Raw genomic sequence first — 19,863 nt, 5'->3', positions numbered from 1 at the left:
AGCCACCCGACGTCGTCGTTGCCTATCCTCATGCCTTCACACGATTCCAGCGCTACGCCGCCCGATGCGTCCTATGCCTTCGGCCTTCCGGAAGACGGCGTGTTGTCTGACCAGCCCACCAGCATTGCGCCCTTGACCGCCACCCTTGCCTCACCTGCCCCCGCTGACCGTCATCAACTCGGCATCTTCCTGCTGCCGGGCTTCGCGATGGTCGCGCTGTTCTCGATGATCGAGCCGCTGCGCATCGCCAATCGACTGCGCGGAACACGCCTGTATCAGTGGACACTCGCAAGCCAGGATGGCGCGTCGGTCAAGGCCTCCAACGGCATGGTGCTGCCGGTGGATACCGCACGTGATGACCTCGCAGCAGTGGACACGCTGGTGGTGTGCACCAGCTTTGCCCCGGAAGCCTATCTGGAAGACCGCACCTTGCACTGGCTGCAGGAGCGCTCCCATAGCGGCTGCCAGCTCGGCGGCGTGGACACCGGCTGCTTCGTGCTGGCGCGTGCCGGCCTGCTCACCGGCAAGACGGTGACGCTGCACTGGGAAAGCCTGCCGGAATTCAGCCAGCGCTTCGATGAGGTGGACGCCGTGGAGTCACTGTATGAAATCAGTGACGATGGCTTCTTCTGCGCCGGCGGCAGCGCCCCGCTGGACATGAGCCTGGAGCTGATTCGCCGCCAGCATGGTCAGGCGCTCTATCAGGCAGTACGCGAACAGCTGATTCTCGATCAGGGTCGCCTGCCGGCCAGCCGCCAGCGCGGCATCAGTCAGCAGACGGCCGATCTGGCCGACCCGCTGCTCAGGCGTGCGATCACGCGCATGGAGAACACCCTGGAGGCCCCGCTCAGCATCGAGGCACTCGCCGAGGAGCTCGGCCTCTCATGGCGCCAGCTGGAGCGCCGCTTCCAGCAAGGGCTCGGCTGCACGCCTCGCGCCTATCATGGGGAGCGTCGCCTGCTGCACGCACGCAGCCTGCTTCACGATACCCGCCATGGCGTCACCGATATCGCCCTGGCCTGCGGTTTCACCTCGCATTCGAGTTTCACCCGCGCCTTTCGCCGTCGCTTCGGCATCACCCCGACCCAGGCACGCCGCCAGCCACCGCGCCCCTTGGGTTGATCCACACCCGTTATCCGCATCGCGATGTCGAATTGGGCACAGTCGGTGTCGAATTGGGCACAGTAGCGAGCGCCGTGGGCTGCCATTCTGTCGGGGAATCGCTCACCTGACAGAAGGAAGGACTCTCCATGGCGCTCCCGATCACACCCGATTACGACAGCTGGCCAATTGACGAGACTCTCGTGAAGGTCATTCACGAAGCACGCTATCTGAGCGTGACCTGGAGCGATGGCCGCGTCAGCCGTTTTCATAGTGTCTGGTTGCGCGAGAACGCCGCGGACGATACCACCGTCAATCCGGCGACGCGCGAACGCATTCTGGACCTCTCCCAGATTCCCGCCTGGCCGGAAATCGCCGAGGCCAGCATCGATGAGGACGGCGCACTCAGCGTGCTGTTCACGCCCGAAGACCGCCGCCTGCGCTTCCACCCGGGCTTCCTGCGCGCCAATGACTATGACAACCAGGACGCGCTGCCGCCGGAACTGCCGCCGCTGACGCTCTGGCACGGTGAGCAGTTGGTTCAGCCGCCGACCATCGATGCCGCCCGCCTGGCCGAGGCCGACCATGGCAGCGCGCAGGAGGCGGAGATTCTGTATCCGACCCTGCACGAACTGCTCGGCAAGGGACTGGTGCGCCTGCGCAACCTGCCGACGGAAGAAGGCGCCATCGAAAAGGTCGCCGAGCGCATCGGCTCGATCCGCACCACCAACTTCGGCCACCTCTTCAATGTCCGCGCGATCCAGAACCCGGATTCCAACGCCTATACCTCCATCGCCTTGCCGCCGCATGTGGACCTGCCGACCCGGGAATATCAGCCGGGCCTGCAGTGCCTCTACTGTCTCGAGAACACCGTGGAAGGCGGCATGGCGGTGATGATGGACGGCTTCGCCATCGCGGCGGCGCTGAAGGAGGAACACCCCGAGGCCTACGAGACACTCACCACGGTGCACTGGCGCTACGCCAATACCTCGCGCAATACCGATCATGTCTGGTACTCGCCGATGATCGTGCTGGGTCAGGCAGGAGAACTGCTGGAGGTGCGGATCGCCGACTTCCTGCGCGGGCCGATGATGGCCCCGTTCGAGCAGACCGAGACCGCCTATGAAGCACTGATGACGCTGCAGCGCATGTTGCGTGAGCCGCGCTTCGCCATGCGTTTCACCTATGCCCCCGGCGACATGGTCATCTTCGACAATCGCCGCCTGCTGCACGCCCGCGATGCCTTCGAGGGCGACAGCGGCAGCCGCTGGTTGCAGGGCTGCTACCTGGAGCGTGACGAAGTGCGCTCTCGTTATCGCATGCTCAAGCGTGCCGAACGCGCCGAGCGGGTCGAGGAAGCCACCCAGACAGTGTGATTCGGCACGGCGTGCCTCTGCTCGCGTATCAGCTCACGCCGATGGCCGGCATGAGAACGAGAACGTGCGGGGAAGTCAGGGCGTGCGTGGCGTGATGACGAGCGTGAAGCCGGGGTCCTGCGGAATCAGGGGCGGCAGACAGCGCACCTCATGACCGGACAACTGGCGGGCAAGACATCGGGTCAGCGTCGCAGGTTCAAAGGCGCTGACCCATGCCGGCCTATCAGGCTTCTCGCCCCGCCAATGGACGGCATGCATGCCCCATTCCGGCTCCAGCATGTGACGTGACAGGGTCTGCCAGGCCAGTTGATGACGACCGCTGCCCGACACGATGCGGGTGGACAACAGCAGACGCTCGAGATCAAAGGCATCGATCACGATTCGCAGGCGTGGATGACGAAGAATCACCTCGACGAGTCTCGCGAGTTGCTCGCCCTGCTGCCAGTTGGCACTGATGCGACAGCTGATCGCCACGCAGGATGCCGGCGTCTCTGCCAGCACATCGAGAATGTCGCCGTGCACCACCTCTTCAAGCTGAGGCCGGCTCTGGCATCGTACGCCTGTCAGGCAGGTCATGTTGTTTGTAGCTGGCCGTGTACGTCACTTCCGATGCCTGATGCTGGCCCTGGCCTCAATGTTGATGCTCTGCATCATGTGATGAGTGAGGATGATCCTCAGCCCGGCCACTGTCCTTCGGCTCATGATTCTCTTTCGGCTCATGACTGCCCTCCGGCTCATGGCTGTCTTGTAAATCAGCAGGCCCATCAGCTTCCCTAGCGTGATGTGGTTGGCGGGTGTCATCGTCATGATGCGATGACGGTGATTGTGCAGTCTCGCCTCCGCCATGTTGATGACCATCACTTGCTGCCACAAGAGCCGTATAACGCGCAGCACTCATGCCCGGTAGCTCTTGCATGAAAGCGACCATCTGCCAGATATATTCATCCTGCATGCTCTTGCCCCATGCCGGCATTCCACTGGCTTTTATCCCATGTTTGATGACCCAGAAGTGCTCTCTAGGCTCACCATGGATATCCGAAGTCACAAAATTCGGTGGACTGGGATAAAGCCCCTTGCTGAGTTCAGTCTCTTGCATGCCTGGCGCGAGATGGCAGGAGGCGCACATCGATGCATAATTACCGGCCCCCGCCACTTTCATGGCTTCATCATCGAGGGATGGCGTTGCGATATCACTCGCGTGGCTCTCGATCGAACGATCACGCGCCGTTTCAAGAATTCCATAGACCCATGGCCCATGCGGATCATCTGCCGCGACACTGACGACGCCGGAGTAAATGACTCCAGCCCCGGCTGCCAGCAGCACCAGGAATGCCAGACACATCCCTACCAGTACTTTTTTCATGTCAGTCCCCTTGATGAAACAACATGATTCAACGCCCAGACCGCTATGTAAAAAAGCCGGTGGCTGACGGCCAACAATACCAGCGACATGACGCGATGCATCGGGCAGCGCCTTGGCACCTGAAACGCTTGTCCGATTTCATTGAGCTGTCTCTGCATCATTCAAGGAACACCTCCAGAGAATGACTTCGACCACCAGCAGCCAATACACGACAGCCATCGAGATTCAGAACATCAAGCGCACACCGACCACGACAGCCGTATCCTCCACATCCTCACCTTCTTCACGCTGCATATCAGCGGTTTCGCCATACTCTCTCTGCCAATACATGCCGACGTAAGGCGCTACCCGCCGAGTTATCTCATAGCGAGCACGCAAGCCGATTCGTACTGAGTTGAGGCCCTTTCCAATCCCCTGTTGCCTGGACTCATTGGCAGCGAACACCATTTCACTGCGTGGCTGTAGATACCAGCGCTGGGTCAGGCGCACATCATGTTCCAGCTCCAGGCTGGCAGTCACGATACCTTCCTCTCGGTACTGCACTGCGGCATCCGTCTCGATCCGGTAGGGGGCGGTTCCCTGAAAGCCGAACACCCCATACACGCCTTCATCATGATCATCGTTGAACACACCACCCTGATAGCCAGCTCCGATCTGGAACTCCCAGAAATCGGCAACCAGCTGACTGTAGAGAAGCTCAAGGGATTCAAACTCGGCTTCTTCCCCATCGCCCTGGACATTCTCCCCTTCTGACTTGAGATAGACGCGGTGGGTATCTCCGCCATACCAGGCCTGAAAATCCCACACCAGGGAGTCCTCTCCCTTATCCGGAAGGCTATATTCCAGGCGATCGAAGACTGCGCTCCACTGGAGATGTTCGGCCATGGGCGATGGCCATGACGCCGGGGCATCATATCCATCCTGGGCAAATGCCTGGGAGACACCAGCACCGGAGAATAGACATACCGTCACGCAGGCAAGACGAAATGAATGCTGACTGATTGACATGATGACTCCTCAGGAAACCTTTACGACACGGAACATACCTGCATCCATGTGGTACAGAAGATGACAATGGAAAGCCCAGCTACCTTCTGCATCGGCAGTGATCAACGCTGAAACGCGCTCACCGGGTTTGACATTCAAGGTGTGCTTGCGAGGAATCAGATCACCGTGGCCATTCTCGAGCTCCATCCACATCCCATGTAAATGAATGGGATGCTCCATCATGGTGTCATTGATCAAGATGAGACGGAGGCGCTCATCTTTATGAAAATGAATAGGGCCATTGACTTCGCTGAACTTCTTGCCATCGAAGGACCACATATAACGTTCCATATTGCCGGTCAGATGCAACTCCATCTCGCGCATGGGGCCGCGTCTGTCCGGCCATGGTGAATAGGCCTTGAGATCCTGATAGACCAGTACACGACGCAGCGATTGGTCCAGACCGATTCCCGCCTGGTCATAACGAGCCCCTTGCTGAACAGCACCCGCCATCAGCATGCCGCCCTGGGCTGCATCGGCCTGCAGGCCCGCCATCTTCGAATGGTCCATACCTGCCATCTTCGAATGGTCCATACCTGCCATCTTCGAATGGTCCATGCCTGCCATCTTCGAATGGTCCATGCCTGCCATCTTCGAATGGTCCATGCCTGCCATCTTCGAATGGTCCATGCCAGCCATCTGCGAATGGTCCATGCCCGCCATCTGCGAATGGTCCATGCCCGCCATCTGCGAATGGTCCATGCCCGCCATCTGCGAATGGTCCATACCTGCCATCTTCGAATGGTCCATGCCTGCCATCTGCGAATGATCCATACCTGCCATCTGCGAGTGGTCCATTCCAGCATGAGCGCCCATGGCCTCCATCCCGCGATCAGCGATCTGCCGTCGCTCAGGTACGGGCGCCTCCATCCCGGGGCGGGGTGCCAACGTGGCTCGCGCGTAGCCACTGCGGTCCATGGCTTCGGCGAAGATGGTGTAGGCCTTGTCATCTTCCGGTGTCACCAGTACATCGTAGGCTTCCGCCACGGCAATACGGAACTCATCCACTTCTACCGGTTGCACTGGCTGTCCATCTGCCGCTACCACGGTCATCTTCAAGCCGGGAATGCGTAAATCGAAGTAGCTCATTGCCGAGCCATTGACGACACGCAGACGCACTGTTTCCCCGCGCTTGAATAGCGCGCTCCAGTTTTCTTCTGGTGAATGACCATTGAGAAGATACGTATAGGTACTGCCGGTGACATCGGCAATATCCCGTGAACTCATGCGCATCTCTGCCCACATGCTGCGCGACTCGATCGTGTCCACCCAACCACCCCGTCGTACATCCGCAAAGAAATCAGCGACGGTACGCTCCTGATAGTTGTAGTAGCCTTCCATGGTCTTGAGATTGCGAAATACGGACTTGGGGTCTTCGAATGTCCAGTCAGTCAGCAGCAGGACATGCTCACGATCATAGGTGAAGGCTTCCGGTGTTGCGGAGTCGATGATCAATGGACCTGCGTGGCCCTCCTGCTCCTGGAGGCCTGAATGACTGTGATACCAGTAGGTACCGCTCTGAGTGACAGGGAACCGATAGGTAAAGGTTTCGCCCGGTGCGATCCCTGCGAAGCTGATACCCGGCACACCGTCCATTTCCGGGGGAAGTATGATGCCATGCCAGTGAATGGAGGTTGGCTCATCGAGCAGGTTTGTCACCTTGATGACAGCATCCTGCCCTTCCTTCAAGCGCACCATGGGCCCGGGACTACTGCCATTGATGCTGATGGGACGAGCGAATTGCCCGGCAATGTCGATGTCTTCACGTCGAATGACAAGAGAGATCTCGGGCCCATGCTCAACCCCTTGGGAGTAACCTGATGTGCGCCCCCAGGGGTTGGCCCAGGCGGGTGCCACGCCTGACACCATTGCGCCCAGCCCCAGGGCAGAACCTCCCTTGAGCAACTGACGACGTGATACAGAAAATTCAGACGGTTTTGGTGCCATGGCCGTAGCTGCTCCCGAGTCATGAATGATGAGTCATGACATGGATGAAGCCACGGCAAGCTGAAACGAACCTGAATGGAGTGCCTATTTGCGGGTGGGCAGATGCACCTCGGCTCTCAATCCCCCTGCGGCTGCTGTTGAGTAGCTCACGCAACCAGCGTAATGCTTGACGAGATGCGCAAGAATGGAGAGCCCCAGCCCATACCCCGGGTGAGTTTCGTCCTGCCGCCACCCACGCTCGCCAAGATGGGCCAACTGTGCCTGCGGCACCCCCGGACCATCATCCTCGACGCAGAGCACGATCTGGTCTCTCTCTATCGTCAATCGGCATTGCACCTGATTGACAGACCACTTGCCCGCATTATCAAGCAATATGCCGAGCATTTCGGTGAAATCCTGTGTCTCGACATTCACCCAGCTATCCGCATGCTGATTAGATACGCCCAGACACTCCAGCAAGAAGGTACGCTGCGGATAGATCCCCTGGAACATCTCGATCAAGCGCTGGGCCTCTTCAACCGGGCGTGTTGTCTGACCGGCGCGCGGGCCAGCAATGCGGGCTCGCCTGAGCTCTGTCTCCAGCTGGGAATGAATCGTCTCTACACGTTGCAGCATCTTGCCACGACGTACCTCATTGATCGGTCGCTTGCCGCGCAGCACCTGTGCCAGTGCCGCCAGGGGTGTCTTGAGCGCATGGGACAGATTCGCCACAGACTCTCGTGAACGAGACAACCGACGATCAAACTCATCCAGCAGGGTGTTGAGCTGTGATACCAACGCATCAAGCTCGGAAGGGGCCTCAAGCACAATCCGCTTTCGGTGCCCGGACTGGAGTTCACTCAATTGATGACGCAGGACACTCAACGGCCTGAGCCCCCGCCTTACCGCCAGCAGATTGAGTGATATCAGAATTCCCCATAACAGGATGGCGCTGGCGGCAATCCACCAATGAACTCGGGTCAAGCCCTGCTCCACTGGCGAGAAATTCTCGGCAATCAGCAATTGCACGGCGTCCCCGCGGATATCGAAGACGTGCCGATAGACCAACAGTGGCTGTTGCTGAAACTGATGCATGAACAACGCATCCCCCTTGCCCTCAAGCAAAGGGAGCATCTGCGTCGGCAAGGCAGGCAGCGAAGTACTGACCTTCTCCCCGACTCGCAACACATAGAAATGATGAAAGCTCAGAGACTCCTCTCGGGCCGCTGCCATGAGCTGGGCAACAGGTCGCTCATCCTTCTTGAGCAAGGTGACGATATGCGATGCCTCATCCTTGAGACGCTCGCCAAGAAAGTCCTTCGCCAGCTCGTGGAGAAAGAAGCCATGCAGATACCAGGCAAACAGCACCACCGCGAGAGATGCTCCTCCCAGGCGGGTCAGCAGGCGAAAACGAAGGCTACGACGATCGATGTGAAACAAGCAGATACCCCTGTCCGCGGCGGGTCTGTATCAAGTCCTTGCCCAGGCGGCGGCGAAGGCGAGCGATATAGACTTCTACCAGATTGGGCGCCGCAGCGTCCTGCTCCAGGGCATATAGCTGATCCAGCAACTGTGCCTTGGAGTGCACTCTGTCTGGATGATGCATGAGGTAGCGCAACAGGCGGAATTCGGTGGCCGTCAAGCTCGCCCACTGCTCTCCATCGCAGCACACACGCTGCGCCTCTTCATCCAGCTGAATTCCGCTCACCTGAAGATACCCATGACTTGCCCCTTGGCGACGCCGAAGGAGCGCATGAAGACGTGCCAACAACTCTGCTTCATGAAATGGCTTGGTAAGGTAATCATCTGCCCCGCTGCGCAAACCGATGACCTTGTCTTCCCACGTGTCACGGGCCGTGAGAATCAGTATTGGAATATCCACCTGACCTTGACGCCAGCGCTTGAGCAAATCCAACCCGGAGCCGTCAGGCAGTCCCAGATCCAGAATGGCCAGCGCGTACTGCTCGGTTGCCATGAAGGCTTGCGCATCATTCAAATTCGAGGAGACATCCAGCCGATAACCATTATCCTCAAGCAGCTCGGCCAGGCTTTCCGCCAGCAGGTCATCATCTTCAAGCAACAACAGCTTCATGCCAGCTTTCTCCTGATCCACAAAATACCCACTGAACACTGCGGCATAGGGCTAAACCAACATGTCATGGTAAGCCTCACCATCCTATGGGGGAAAGCTGATCACTGGCTGAAAAGACAGCAATACACAATCTCACCACCACGCGAAGCCGCTCGAATCTCCCATGTGCTATTCAGCCACGCACGCCTGGCTGGATAGCGCCTCTTGGTCACGGTAGCCTTGCACGCCTGTCAGGCAGGTCATGCGTCATGTCGGCTGCCTGAATCCCTATCCATCTTTATTGGCTATCTCCACAGGATGCCCGCAATGCTCGCCAGTCCCGCCGATTTTCCCTACCTCGCAAGCCTGCTTGAGGGCCTCGCGCAGTATTTCCCACTCTCGTTGCCTATCGTCTGCGCGTTGTTGTTGCTTGCCCTGCTGACGTCAGCCATGTCCGCTGCCGTCGGGGTTGGCGGCGGCACCCTGCTGATCATGTTCATGGCGCAGTTGATGCCTGCCGCTGCCCTGATTCCGGTGCATGGCATGGTGCAGCTGGGCTCCAACGGCGGCCGCATGGCGATGACGTGGCGCCATATCGACATGCGCCGTCTGTTGGCCTTTCTGCCCGGTGTGGCGCTGGGTGCGCTGGTCGCGGCCTGGGTGTTGATCCGCTTGCCTGAAGGGGTACTGGAGCTTTCCATCGCGCTGTTCGTGCTGTTCACCTGCTGGGGGCCGGCACTGCCCAAGCGAGCTTTGAGCCGCACGGGCACCTTGATCGCCGGAGCCATCACGACTTTCCTTTCGAGTCTGATCGGTGCCAGCGGCCCACTGGTCGCGAGCTTCATCAAGCAAGGCGGCGGCGAGCGTCACGCCAAGGTGGCGACCTTCGCGGCCTGCATGGTCGCGCAGCACCTCACCAAAGCCTTCATCTTCGGCATGGCAGGGTTTCTCTTCCATGAGTGGTTGCCCCTGATCGTGCTGATGATCGGCGCGGGCCTGATCGGCACCCGCCTCGGACTGCGCTTTCTGGATCGCGTCTCCAACCGGCATTTCGATGGCCTGTTCAAATGGGCGCTGTCGTTGCTGGCGCTCAGGCTTGCCTGGCTGGGTAGCGCTTCTCTGATCAGTCATTGATCCGCCGCCAGCCACGCCCTGATCCGCTTCTCACGCACGGCTCATCTGGCGGTCGCGCTGATGATCACAGCATGTGCCCCTGGCCTGTCGACAGGGATGCCCCGGGTATCACACTCAGCTGGCCTTATAGCCTGCTCCACCCATCATGACGGCGTCAGCATTACCTACCATCAAAAGCGCCCCACTCAGGCATCAGGCTGAGCGGGGCGCTGCTTGTCATGCGTCAACTACAGACCAGAAATCAGAACGGATACTGGCGGGGCTCGACCTGCAGGCTGACCCACTGGTCGGTGGTGAACTCCTCAAGCACCCAGTCGCCATTGAAGCGCCCAAGGCCGGAGTTCTTCTCGCCACCGAAGGGCGCGCGCGGGTCATCGTTCACCGGCATGTCATTGACGTGCACCATGCCAGCCTCGACCTGGCGCGCGAAGCGCTCGCCGCGTGCGATATCCGCGGTGAAGACGGATGCCGAGAGGCCATACTCGGTGCCATTGGCAAGTTCCAGCGCGTGCGCTTCATCACGGGCTTTCTGGATGCCGACCAACGGCCCGAAGATCTCGTTGCGCGCCAGACTCATGTCATTGGTGACATCGGTGAACACATGCGGCGGCACCAGCTGACCCTGTGTCTCGCCCTCCAGCATCACCTGGGCGCCCTCGCCCTTGGCCGTCTCGATCATCTCGAGCAGACCATCACGCTGCTTGGCATTGATGATCGGCCCGATGACGGTATCGTCCTGTGCGGGTTCGCCGACCTTGAGTCCACGGGCACGCGCCACGAAGCGATCGACGAAGGCGTCATGGACCGACTCATCGACGATGATGCGGTTGATGGCCATGCAGATCTGCCCCTGATGGAGGAACTTGCCGACCAGAGCGGCGTCCACCGCCTGCTCGATATCCGCATCATCAAGCACCACGAAGGGACTGTTACCGCCCAGCTCCAGGGCAACATGCTTGAGGTGATCACCACCGACGGCGCGCTTGCCGATCCCCTTGCCTACCTGGGTGGAACCGGTGAAGGAGATCAGCCTCGGCACCTCGTGATCCACGAAGGCATCGCCGATCTCGCTGCCTGAACCGACCACCACGCTCAAGACGCCGGCAGGCAGGCCCGCCTCCTCGAACAATCGGGCCAGCAGCAGGCCACCCGTCAGCGGCGTGTCACTCGCCGGCTTGATGACGACGCTGTTGCCGAGTGCCAATGCCGGTGCCAGGGAACGCTGGGTCAGATGCAGCGGGAAATTCCACGGGCTGATGATACCGATGACACCCAGCGGCTTGCGGAAGACACGGCTCTCCTTGCCCGGCACCTGAGCCTCCATCGTTATCCCGGCCACGCGGTTGGCCATCGCGGCAGATTCCAGCGTGATCGCGCGGGCCGCGGCCAGCTCCGCCTGAGCCTTGATGCGAGTACTGCCGGACTCACGAATCAACCAGCCGAGCAGCTCCTCGCGTCGCTCGTCCATCAGCTCCACCGCCTTGTGCATCACGCCCGCGCGCTCGCTTGCCGGCGTCTGGGCCCAGTCAGGCTGAACATCGCGCGCCTTGCGATAGCTGGCGTCGAGATCCTCGGCGTTGGCCATGGAAATCGAGAGCAGCGAGCTTTGATCGAAGGGGTCCACCACCTCGAGCGTCTTGCCGGCTCGTCCGGCACGCCATTCACCGGCGAGAGGTAGCTGCTCCAGGTTCTGGTAATCGCGAGGCATGAGTCTCTCCGTGCTATGGGGTTACAGGAGACATGGCGATAGTGTGGCAAAACCCAACCACCGCAACTCAGCTATGCCAGAATGGCACCGCCAACTGAGAGCCTCCCCCTACCGAAACCGAATGAGAGTCAAAGGATGAGCCCTGAAGACCTGCAGAAACTGACGACCCGCCAGATGCCCTATGGCAAGTATGCCGGACGCCTGATTGCCGACCTGCCCGGGGATTATCTGGTCTGGTTTGCGCGCAAGGGGTTTCCGCAGGGCGAGATCGGTCGCCTGCTCGCGCTGATGCACGAGATTGATCACAACGGGTTGAATGCGTTGCTGGAGCCGCTGCGGCGGCGCTGAGGGACTGAGGCGCTGAGGGAGTGAAATACAGAAGAGCTACGCAAGCCGCAGCGTCGCGGACAAGTCAGCGAGTGGGAATCACGACAGGCGGCCGCTGGCCTCCAGTTGATCCAACATGTCGTGCAGCGTCGCCTCGAGGGGCCGGTAGATCAGACCCAGCTGCTCGCGACTGCGGGTATTGTCGAAGACGAAGGGATGGCCCACGTTGCGCGCGACGACCTTGCGGGTCACGGCCTTGTTGGCCAGCGGACCCGCCAGCCACACCAGCCATTTGGGTAGCTGGCGAGTGGGAATCGAGTACTGCGAGCCGGCGTGACGGCGCAAGGTCCGCCCCAGTGCAATGAAGCTTGAGGAGTGCCCGGCGACCAGATGACGCCCATTGGCCGTAGGCAGAAATCCTGCCGCCAGATGCGCCTCGGCCACATCCCGCACATCCACCACGCCCATGCCGTAATCCGGCGCGCCTATCCTGAGCGTGCCATCACATAGCTGCGTCATCAGGCTGAAGGATTCGCCGCGCGTGTCATCGCTGATCGCGGGGCCGAGCACCAGCGAGGGGTTGATCACCACCAGCCGCCAGCGCGACTGCTGCTCGGCAATCTGCCAGGCGGCCTGTTCCGCCAGCGTCTTGGAATGGGAATAGGCCTGATGCTCAAGCGACGCCGTGGTATTCCAGACACTCTCGTCGAAACAGCCGCGCGGGGTGTCTTGCGCATCGGCATTGTCGCTGTAGATGGCGGCACAGCTGCTGGTCAGCACCACCCGTTCGACACTGGCCTGACGATTGGCCTCTTCCAGCACATTGCGCGTGCCGTCCACTGCCGGGCGCACCAGATCGCGCTCGGGGTCCAGGACACTGACCACGAAGGGCGAGGCAGTATGAAAGACCACCGCACAGCCTGCCATCGCCTGAGCGTAGGAGCCCGGTTTGAGCAGATCGCTGGCAAAGACACGTAGCTCCCCCGGTAAGCGCTCGCCCAGCGCCATGAGCGCCGCCAGACGTTCGCTATTGCCAGGATCGCGCACTGCGGCATGCACCGTCAGGCCTTCTTCCAGCAAGCGACGAATCAGCTGCCCCGCCACATAGCCGGTCGCCCCGGTCACCAGTACCGGGCGCGATCGCTCCAGGCCTGCCAATGAAGCTTGCGTAGACGCATTGAGCGGCATGGACGACTCCCGGAATGCAGTAATTGGCGATCTGACGGCACAGTGTGCGCGGCAATGGCGTCAGGCAGACAGCCTGACGAACCAGGTCCACAGGCCGCCCAGAATCAGCGACTCGGCGGCGAAGCGGAACAGATGGCGCATCTCGATGCCATCCAGCATCAGTCCCATCAGACGGGCCGTCATGATGCCGGCGATACCGGCCACCGCGAGCGTCACCAGCACCGGCAACACACCCAGGCCGATCGGCGGATACATCAGCAGATACCCCACCGCGATGACCCAGCCCCAACGAATGCGCCGCGAGATCGCCGCGCCGGTCTCCTTCGGCACGGTCTGCGGCGTGTCGTTCGGGCCCTTGAAGCGGTTGACCAGCTCCGGCACTGCCGCCAGCAGTACCCCTGCTGTCAGCACGAAGCCGCCCAGAATCTGCAATACCATCATCATCGTGCCATCTTCCCTTGTGCGGTAATCAATGGCGCACATGCTACCAATACTGCCGGGCAAATGCCTGACCGGAATGCACGCCCCGGCATCGTCTCGTGCATCTTCCCATTCGCGGCACGCTGATCTATCATCGCATCATCGTCATTTCGACAAGTCTCGACATATGGACAGATCAAATGAATGACTCCGACAGCCTGCCCGACCCGCAGGCCACGCTGGACACCTTCGCGGCGCTGTCCCAGGCCACGCGTCTGGACACGTTTCGCCTGCTGGTCCGCCATGAGCCACAAGGCCTGCCTGCCGGCGAGATCGCCCGTCGTCTCGAGGTGCCGCACAACACCCTCTCGACCCATCTGGGCGTATTGAGCCGCGCGGGGCTGATCCACTCCCAGCGCGAAGGCCGCTCGCTGATCTACCGCGCCAACCTCGAGCACATGCTCGCCACCGTGCAGTTTCTGGTACGCGACTGCTGCGCCGGCTCCTCGGTGGTCTGCGACCCACTGCTGGCCTCGCTCACCGTGCCCGACTGCAGCGCCTCTTCCCCCCCCCTGTGCTTCTCAGGAGCCTGGCAACGATGACTGATTCCGCCCGTTCTTCCGGCAAGATCACGATGTATCACAACCCGGCCTGCGGTACGTCACGCAATGTGCTGGCCATGCTCAAGGCCTCCGGCGAGACACCGGAGGTGATCGAGTATCTGGTCACGCCGCCGACGCGCGAGACGCTGGAATCCCTGATTGCCGCCATGGGAGGTGGCCCGCGCCCGCTGCTGCGCCGCAAGGGCACGCCCTATGACGAGCTCAATCTGGATGATCCGGCCTTGAGCGATGCAGCATTGATCGACGCCATGATGGCCCACCCGATCCTGATCAATCGCCCCATCGTGGTCACGCCACAGGCCACACGCCTGTGCCGCCCGTCGGAGGCGGTGCTGGAGCTGCTGGACAACCCGGTCGCGCAATACACCAAGGAAGACGGCGACGTCATCCACGCCCCCAGGACCTGAATCATGAACGCACACACTCCCGACACGTCTCACCTGCCGACAGGCGACACCATGACCAATGAACTCATGCCCGATAAAATCATGACCGATGAGATGAAAGCGGCACTGGCCGACCTGCCCAATATCGATGCCGAGCACTGGCGACCGCTGGAGATCGATCGCCTGGTCGGGCCGGATGCCCCGCGTCACGCGCCGCGCATTCTGGTGCTGTACGGCTCCCTGCGTGAGCGTTCCTTCTCACGCTTCGCCGCCGAGGAAGCGGCGCGCCTGCTGCGTGCCTTCGGTGCCGAGGTGCGCCTTTACTCGCCGGCCGGCCTGCCATTGCCGGATGACTGCGAGGCCGACCATCCCAAGGTGCAGGAGCTGCGCGAGCTGGCCCAGTGGTCCGAGGGCATGCTGTGGGCGAGCCCGGAGCGCCACGGCGCGATGACCTCGATCATGAAGGCACAGATCGACTGGATTCCCCTGTCACTGGGCGGCGTGCGCCCCACCCAGGGCAAGACGCTGGCCATCCTGCAGGTCAGTGGTGGTAGCCAGAGCTTCAACAGCGTCAACCAGATGCGCATTCTGGGCCGCTGGATGCGCATGCTGACCATCCCCAACCAGTCATCCGTGCCCAAGGCCTTCAATGAATTCGACGAGCATGGCCGCATGCGCCTGTCGCCGCTGTATCTGCGCATCGTCGATGTCTGTGAAGAGCTGATGAAGTTCACCTGGATGAACCGCGACCGCAGCGCCTATCTGACCGAGCGCTACTCGGAGCGTGTCGAGAGCGCCGAAGAGGTCTCCCGACGCGTCAATCAGAGCACGATCTGACGCAATCCGCGGTCGCGCACGCGGCTTCTCACTTACTCTTCACCCTCGACAAGGAGACGTCATGCTTGCCTTGGCAATCTTCGCCATCACGCTGGCACTGGTGATCTGGCAGCCACGCGGGCTGGGCATCGGCACCAGCGCCCTCGGCGGCGCCGTGGTCGCGCTGGCCTGCGGTGTGGTCAATCTGCCGGATGTGCTGGTGGTCTGGGATATCGTCTGGGACGCCACCTTCACCTTCGTGGCGCTGATCATCATCTCGCTGATCCTCGATGAGGCGGGCTTCTTCAGCTGGGCCGCGCTGCATGTCGCGCGCTGGGGCGGCGGCAACGGACGCAAGCTGTTCCCGCTCATCGTGCTGCTGGGCGCGGTGATCGCGGCCTTCTTCGCCAATGATGGCGCGGCCCTGCTGCTGACGCCGATCGTGATCGCGATTCTGGTGCGCCTGGAGTTCTCGGCGGCGGCCTCACTGGCCTTCATCATCGCCACCGGCTTCGTGGCCGACTCCACCAGCCTGCCGTTGGTGATCTCGAATCTGGTCAACATCGTCAGCGCCAACTACTTCGACATCTCCTTCACGCATTACGCCGCCGTGATGGTGCCGGTCGATCTGATCGCGCTGGCCGCCACGCTGATCGTGCTGTGGCTGATGTTCCGCAAGGAGCTGCCCTCGCACTACGCGCTGGAGAAGCTCGAGGCACCGTCGAGCGCTATCAAGGACCGCCAGGTATTCCGCGCAGCCTTCCCGCTGCTGGGGGTACTGCTGGTGTCCTACTTCGTGACCGCGCCGCTGGGCATCCCGCTCGCCGTCGTCACCGGCAGCGCCGCGCTGATTCTGCTGGCCATCGCCGGGCGCTGGCTGGGCAGCGGTGATGCCGTGATCGAACTCGGCCCGGTGCTGCGCGGCGCGCCGTGGCAGATCGTGCTGTTCTCGGTGGGCATGTATCTGGTGGTCTACGGGCTGGGCAATGCCGGCTTGACCGATCACGCCAGCGACATCCTCGCCTGGCTTGCCAGTCAGGGCGAGCTGGTCGCCACCCTCGGCACCGGCGTGCTGGCCGCCGTCACCGCCTCGGTGATGAACAACATGCCTGCCACGCTGATCGGCGCGCTGGCCATCGACCACCTCACCGCGCAGCAGGTCAATGACGCGACGCGTGAGCTGATGGTCTACGCCAACGTGATCGGCAATGACCTGGGGCCCAAGTTCACCCCGATCGGCAGTCTCGCCACACTGCTGTGGCTGCATGTGCTCGATCAGAAAGGCCATCACATCAGCTGGGGGCAGTACATGAAGGTCGGCCTGGTGCTGACGCCGCCGGTGCTGATCGCCACCCTGCTCGGCCTATGGGCCTGGCTGGGCGTGCTCAACGGCTGACAGGCCCGCCATCTCCTGGCCAAGGGCCATGTCTCAGGTCATGTCTCAGGTCATGTCTCAGGTCATGTCTCAGGTCATGTCTCAGGTCATGTCTCAGGTCATGGCCCATGCCATCATGACATGAGCACTTGCACAAGAAAGCCCCGCCGAATCCCGGCGGGGCTTTTGCGTTGCGTGCGCCATTGACTGGCAGCGAGATGCCCGCCGTCAGGGCTGGCGGCGGCTAACGATGACTCCGCTGTCGGCCGCTTCTCCCTCGGCGGCGATCTCCGCGCGCATCCAGTCGCAGAATTGCTGCACATGTCTGGCGGGCTGCGGATGATGGAACAGCCAATAGGCACGCTGGCGATTGGCGGCCATCTCGAACAGGCATTCCAGGGTGCCGTCCTCAAGCTCCTTGCGGATCAGGCGTGGCGGACACAGCGCGACCCCCTGCCCCGCGACCACCGCAGCACTCAGCAGACTGAAATCCTGATAGAGATCGCCCTTGTCGAGCTGGGAGGGATACAGCCCGCAATTGTTGAACCAGTCATGCCAGGGCTGGCGCGACTGATCGTGGATCAGCTCCAGCTTCAACAGGTCTGCCGGCTGGGTCGGGCGGCGGTGATGCTCCAGATACAGCGGGCTCGCCACCGGCTGGGTGGCCCCCGAGAACAAGCGGAACGCCTGTGACGCCTTGTCCGGGAGTTCGTCCTGCCAGGTGATCATCACATCGACCTCCGGCAGCAGCCCCCGCGCACTGATGCCGGCATATTGCAGACTGACCGCGATATCGGGGCATTGCTCGCGAAAGCTGTTGAGCCGCGGGATCAGCCAGCGCACCGCCACCGAGGGAAGACAGCTGACGCGCAGCTGACGCCGCTGATGCACGCCTTGTGGGTCGACCTCGAATTCGGCTACCGACTGCTCGATTCTGGCAAAGCCGGCCTGCAGGCCATCGGCCAGTCGGCGCCCGGCGTGTGACAGCACCACGCCGCGTCCGGCCCGCTCCAGCAGACTGACCTCCAGCGTGGCCTCCAGGCGGCGTATCTGGTGACTCACCGCCGACTGGGTGATGTTGAGCTCATCCGCAGCCGCGGTGATGCTCCCCAGGCGTGACACGACCTCGAAGGCATTGAGCGATGACAGACTGGGTCGCATGGGATGTCCTTGATGACTGGTCTGGCCGGGTGCCAGAAACCGGGTGCCAGAAACTGGGTGCCGAGTTCCTGTGCCAATCGCTGTGCTGAGTGCTTGCGAGAGCGCCCTGATAGAAGAAAGGCGTCAACCAGCATGTGACGGCAACCCATGATATGAAGTCATAGGTTAAACGAAAAATGGTCAGTTTTCTGCAATCCACCTCATGGCTAAGGTGAAGGTGTCAGTGATATTGCCAGCTCCCCGCTGCTTGTTCCGCGCAAGCCTGCTGCAACACGACACCACTGGTGAACAATAACAAGACGCCTCGGCGTCACCATGAGGTCTCCTAGGATGAACTTACCTGTCCTGCTGTCGTTCGGGCTCTATCTGCTGCTGATGCTGGGCATCGGCATCTACTTCTATCGCATCACCCACAATCTGTCGGATTACATACTCGGGGGACGCGGCTTGCCGCCAAGCGTCGCGGCCTTGAGTGCCGGCGCTTCCGATCTCAGCGGCTGGGCCCTGATGGGCCTGCCCGGCGCCATCTTCAGTGGTGGCCTCTCGCAAGCCTGGATCGCGGTCTGGACCCTGGTCGGCGTCTACCTGAACTGGACCCTGGTCGCCGAGCGACTGCGCGTGTTCACCGAAGCGGCCGGCAATGCGCTGACGGTGCCGGACTATCTGGAAGCGCGTTTCGAAGACCGCTCACGCGTACTGCGTACCCTGTCTTCCGTGGTCATGCTGGTGTTCTTCACCTTCTATGTCTCGGCGGGTCTGGTCGGTGGAGCCGTGCTGTTCGAAGGTCTCTTCGATATCGATTACCGCGTCGCACTGTGGTTGGGCGCGCTGGTCATCGTCGGCTATACCTTCCTCGGTGGCTTCCTCGCCGCCTCATGGACCGACCTCATCCAGGGCCTGATGATGGCCGCCTCGCTGTGTGCCGTGGCTGCCATGACGGCAGTGGCGCTGTTCGGCGATGGCGCAGCCGCCCCGGCAGCGGCGCAGGATGTCGCCCCCATCGGTGGCCTGATGGAAGGCGTGACCTTCCTGGGCATGCTGTCGCTGGCCGGCTGGGCGATCGGCTACTGTGGCCAGCCACACGTCGTGGTGCGTTTCATGGCCGTGCGCAAGCGTGAAGATATCAAGGTGTCGCGGCGTATCGCCCTGCTGTGGTCCGCCATCACCATGGCGGCTGCGGTATCAGTGGGCGTGCTGGGTTACTACTGGTTCGGCGGTGAGCTGGGTGGCGGTCTCACGGACAGCGAGCGTGTCTTCATCTCCCTGAGCCAGATCATGCTCAACCCCTGGGTGGCAGGCTTCATTCTGGCCGGCGTCCTGGCCGCGATCATGAGTACCGTCGACTCCCAGCTGCTGGTCTGCTCCAGCGCCATCGCCGAAGACATCTACCGTGGCCTGATTCGCCCCAAGGCGACGCAGAAGGAGCTGGTCTGGCTGAGCCGTGCCAGCGTGATCGGCATCGCACTGCTCGCCACCGTGATGGGCAGCGAGCGTGACAGCAGCATCCTGGGCCTGGTGTCCTACGCCTGGGGTGGCTTCGGCGCCGCCTTCGGTCCCGTCATCCTGCTGTCACTGTTCTGGCGTGGCATGACCCGCAATGGCGCCATCGCCGGCCTGCTGATCGGTGCCCTTACCGTCGCGATCTGGAAGCCGCTGAGCGGCGGCCCGCTGGAGATATTCGACATGTTCGAGGTCGTACCCGGCTTCCTGTTCGCCCTGATCGCCGTCGTCCTCGTCAGCCGCATGAACGCAGAACCCGCCGCCAGCGCCTGCTTCGACCGTCTGATGAAGCACTGGCGCCGCGAACAGGCATGACCCCGCGCAGGGGGCCCGAGAACCTC

Annotated in this window: 19 protein-coding genes; 9 read left to right on the top strand and 10 right to left on the bottom strand. The window is 61.6% G+C overall.

What is annotated here, in order from left to right; genetic code table 11:
* The first annotated feature begins 30 nt into the window (after positions 1–30).
* Entirely contained in the window at positions 31–1,122 is a 1,092-nt protein-coding gene (locus QD280_RS03685; RefSeq protein WP_279838361.1) for a GlxA family transcriptional regulator, read from the top strand.
* 128 nt (positions 1,123–1,250) lie between these two features.
* Positions 1,251–2,477, top strand: coding sequence for a TauD/TfdA family dioxygenase (locus tag QD280_RS03680; RefSeq protein WP_279838360.1), 1,227 nt, complete (start codon positions 1,251–1,253; stop codon positions 2,475–2,477).
* A 75-nt stretch (positions 2,478–2,552) separates the two neighbouring features.
* Here QD280_RS03680 and QD280_RS03675 read toward each other — a convergent pair whose 3' ends face one another.
* From QD280_RS03675 to QD280_RS03650, 6 genes are all read right to left on the bottom strand, one after another.
* Complete coding sequence (locus QD280_RS03675; RefSeq protein ID WP_279838359.1) at positions 2,553–2,999, bottom strand: hypothetical protein; 447 nt, start codon at positions 2,997–2,999, stop codon at positions 2,553–2,555.
* Positions 3,000–3,108: 109 nt separating this feature from the next.
* Positions 3,109–3,840 (bottom strand): cytochrome c, encoded by a 732-nt coding sequence (locus tag QD280_RS03670; RefSeq protein WP_248378614.1) that lies wholly within the window; start codon positions 3,838–3,840, stop codon positions 3,109–3,111.
* A gap of 225 nt (positions 3,841–4,065) precedes the next feature.
* Positions 4,066–4,848: a copper resistance protein B gene (locus QD280_RS03665; RefSeq protein ID WP_216060277.1), complete on the bottom strand. Its 783-nt coding sequence runs from the start codon at positions 4,846–4,848 to the stop codon at positions 4,066–4,068.
* A 9-nt stretch (positions 4,849–4,857) separates the two neighbouring features.
* The gene (locus QD280_RS03660) at positions 4,858–6,834 is read right to left on the bottom strand and encodes a copper resistance system multicopper oxidase (RefSeq protein ID WP_279838358.1); all 1,977 of its coding nucleotides are present in this window, start codon (positions 6,832–6,834) and stop codon (positions 4,858–4,860) included.
* An 84-nt stretch (positions 6,835–6,918) separates the two neighbouring features.
* The gene (locus QD280_RS03655; RefSeq protein ID WP_279838357.1) at positions 6,919–8,253 is read right to left on the bottom strand and encodes an ATP-binding protein; all 1,335 of its coding nucleotides are present in this window, start codon (positions 8,251–8,253) and stop codon (positions 6,919–6,921) included.
* The gene (locus tag QD280_RS03650) at positions 8,231–8,905 is read right to left on the bottom strand and encodes a response regulator transcription factor (RefSeq protein WP_279830439.1); all 675 of its coding nucleotides are present in this window, start codon (positions 8,903–8,905) and stop codon (positions 8,231–8,233) included. The genes QD280_RS03655 and QD280_RS03650 overlap by 23 nt, the downstream gene beginning before the upstream one ends.
* A gap of 306 nt (positions 8,906–9,211) precedes the next feature.
* On the opposite strand from QD280_RS03650, the gene QD280_RS03645 reads away from it, so the two are divergent.
* A complete protein-coding gene (locus QD280_RS03645; RefSeq protein ID WP_279838356.1) occupies positions 9,212–10,018 on the top strand; it encodes a sulfite exporter TauE/SafE family protein in 807 nt (268 codons plus the stop codon).
* Positions 10,019–10,259: 241 nt separating this feature from the next.
* On the opposite strand, the gene QD280_RS03640 is transcribed toward QD280_RS03645, so the two are convergent.
* Entirely contained in the window at positions 10,260–11,726 is a 1,467-nt protein-coding gene (locus tag QD280_RS03640) for an aldehyde dehydrogenase family protein (protein WP_279838355.1), read from the bottom strand.
* 135 nt (positions 11,727–11,861) lie between these two features.
* On the opposite strand from QD280_RS03640, the gene QD280_RS03635 reads away from it, so the two are divergent.
* Positions 11,862–12,074 carry a DUF3820 family protein gene (locus tag QD280_RS03635; protein WP_279838354.1) on the top strand — a complete coding sequence of 71 codons (213 nt, stop codon included), beginning with the start codon at positions 11,862–11,864 and terminating at the stop codon, positions 12,072–12,074.
* 78 nt (positions 12,075–12,152) lie between these two features.
* On the opposite strand, the gene QD280_RS03630 is transcribed toward QD280_RS03635, so the two are convergent.
* Together QD280_RS03630 and QD280_RS03625 are read right to left on the bottom strand one after the other, a co-directional pair.
* Positions 12,153–13,241, bottom strand: coding sequence for an NAD-dependent epimerase/dehydratase family protein (locus tag QD280_RS03630; protein ID WP_279838353.1), 1,089 nt, complete (start codon positions 13,239–13,241; stop codon positions 12,153–12,155).
* Between the two features lie 60 nt (positions 13,242–13,301).
* Positions 13,302–13,685 carry a hypothetical protein gene (locus tag QD280_RS03625; protein ID WP_192838184.1) on the bottom strand — a complete coding sequence of 128 codons (384 nt, stop codon included), beginning with the start codon at positions 13,683–13,685 and terminating at the stop codon, positions 13,302–13,304.
* Positions 13,686–13,861: 176 nt separating this feature from the next.
* On the opposite strand from QD280_RS03625, the gene QD280_RS03620 reads away from it, so the two are divergent.
* From QD280_RS03620 to QD280_RS03605, 4 genes are all read left to right on the top strand, one after another.
* Complete coding sequence (locus QD280_RS03620) at positions 13,862–14,263, top strand: helix-turn-helix transcriptional regulator (protein WP_279838352.1); 402 nt, start codon at positions 13,862–13,864, stop codon at positions 14,261–14,263.
* Entirely contained in the window at positions 14,260–14,691 is a 432-nt protein-coding gene (gene arsC, locus QD280_RS03615; protein WP_279838351.1) for an arsenate reductase (glutaredoxin), read from the top strand. Before QD280_RS03620 ends, arsC begins: the two co-directional genes overlap by 4 nt.
* 81 nt (positions 14,692–14,772) lie before the next feature.
* Entirely contained in the window at positions 14,773–15,507 is a 735-nt protein-coding gene (arsH, locus tag QD280_RS03610) for an arsenical resistance protein ArsH (RefSeq protein ID WP_225348124.1), read from the top strand.
* 61 nt (positions 15,508–15,568) lie between these two features.
* Positions 15,569–16,882 (top strand): arsenic transporter, encoded by a 1,314-nt coding sequence (locus tag QD280_RS03605; protein WP_213114685.1) that lies wholly within the window; start codon positions 15,569–15,571, stop codon positions 16,880–16,882.
* A 207-nt stretch (positions 16,883–17,089) separates the two neighbouring features.
* On the opposite strand, the gene QD280_RS03600 is transcribed toward QD280_RS03605, so the two are convergent.
* Positions 17,090–18,022 (bottom strand): LysR substrate-binding domain-containing protein, encoded by a 933-nt coding sequence (locus tag QD280_RS03600; protein WP_279838350.1) that lies wholly within the window; start codon positions 18,020–18,022, stop codon positions 17,090–17,092.
* 330 nt (positions 18,023–18,352) lie between these two features.
* Between QD280_RS03600 and putP the strand changes: the two genes are divergently transcribed.
* Positions 18,353–19,837, top strand: a complete 1,485-nt coding sequence (gene putP, locus QD280_RS03595; RefSeq protein ID WP_279838349.1) for a sodium/proline symporter PutP — start codon at positions 18,353–18,355, stop codon at positions 19,835–19,837.
* Positions 19,838–19,863 lie beyond the last annotated feature (26 nt).

The sequence above is a fragment of the Cobetia sp. 1AS1 genome, from assembly GCF_029846435.1.
In the GTDB taxonomy this organism is placed as follows: Bacteria; Pseudomonadota; Gammaproteobacteria; order Pseudomonadales; family Halomonadaceae; genus Cobetia; species Cobetia amphilecti.
Note: the sequence above shows the minus strand (reverse complement) of the source record. Positions and strands in the feature narration are given on the sequence as shown.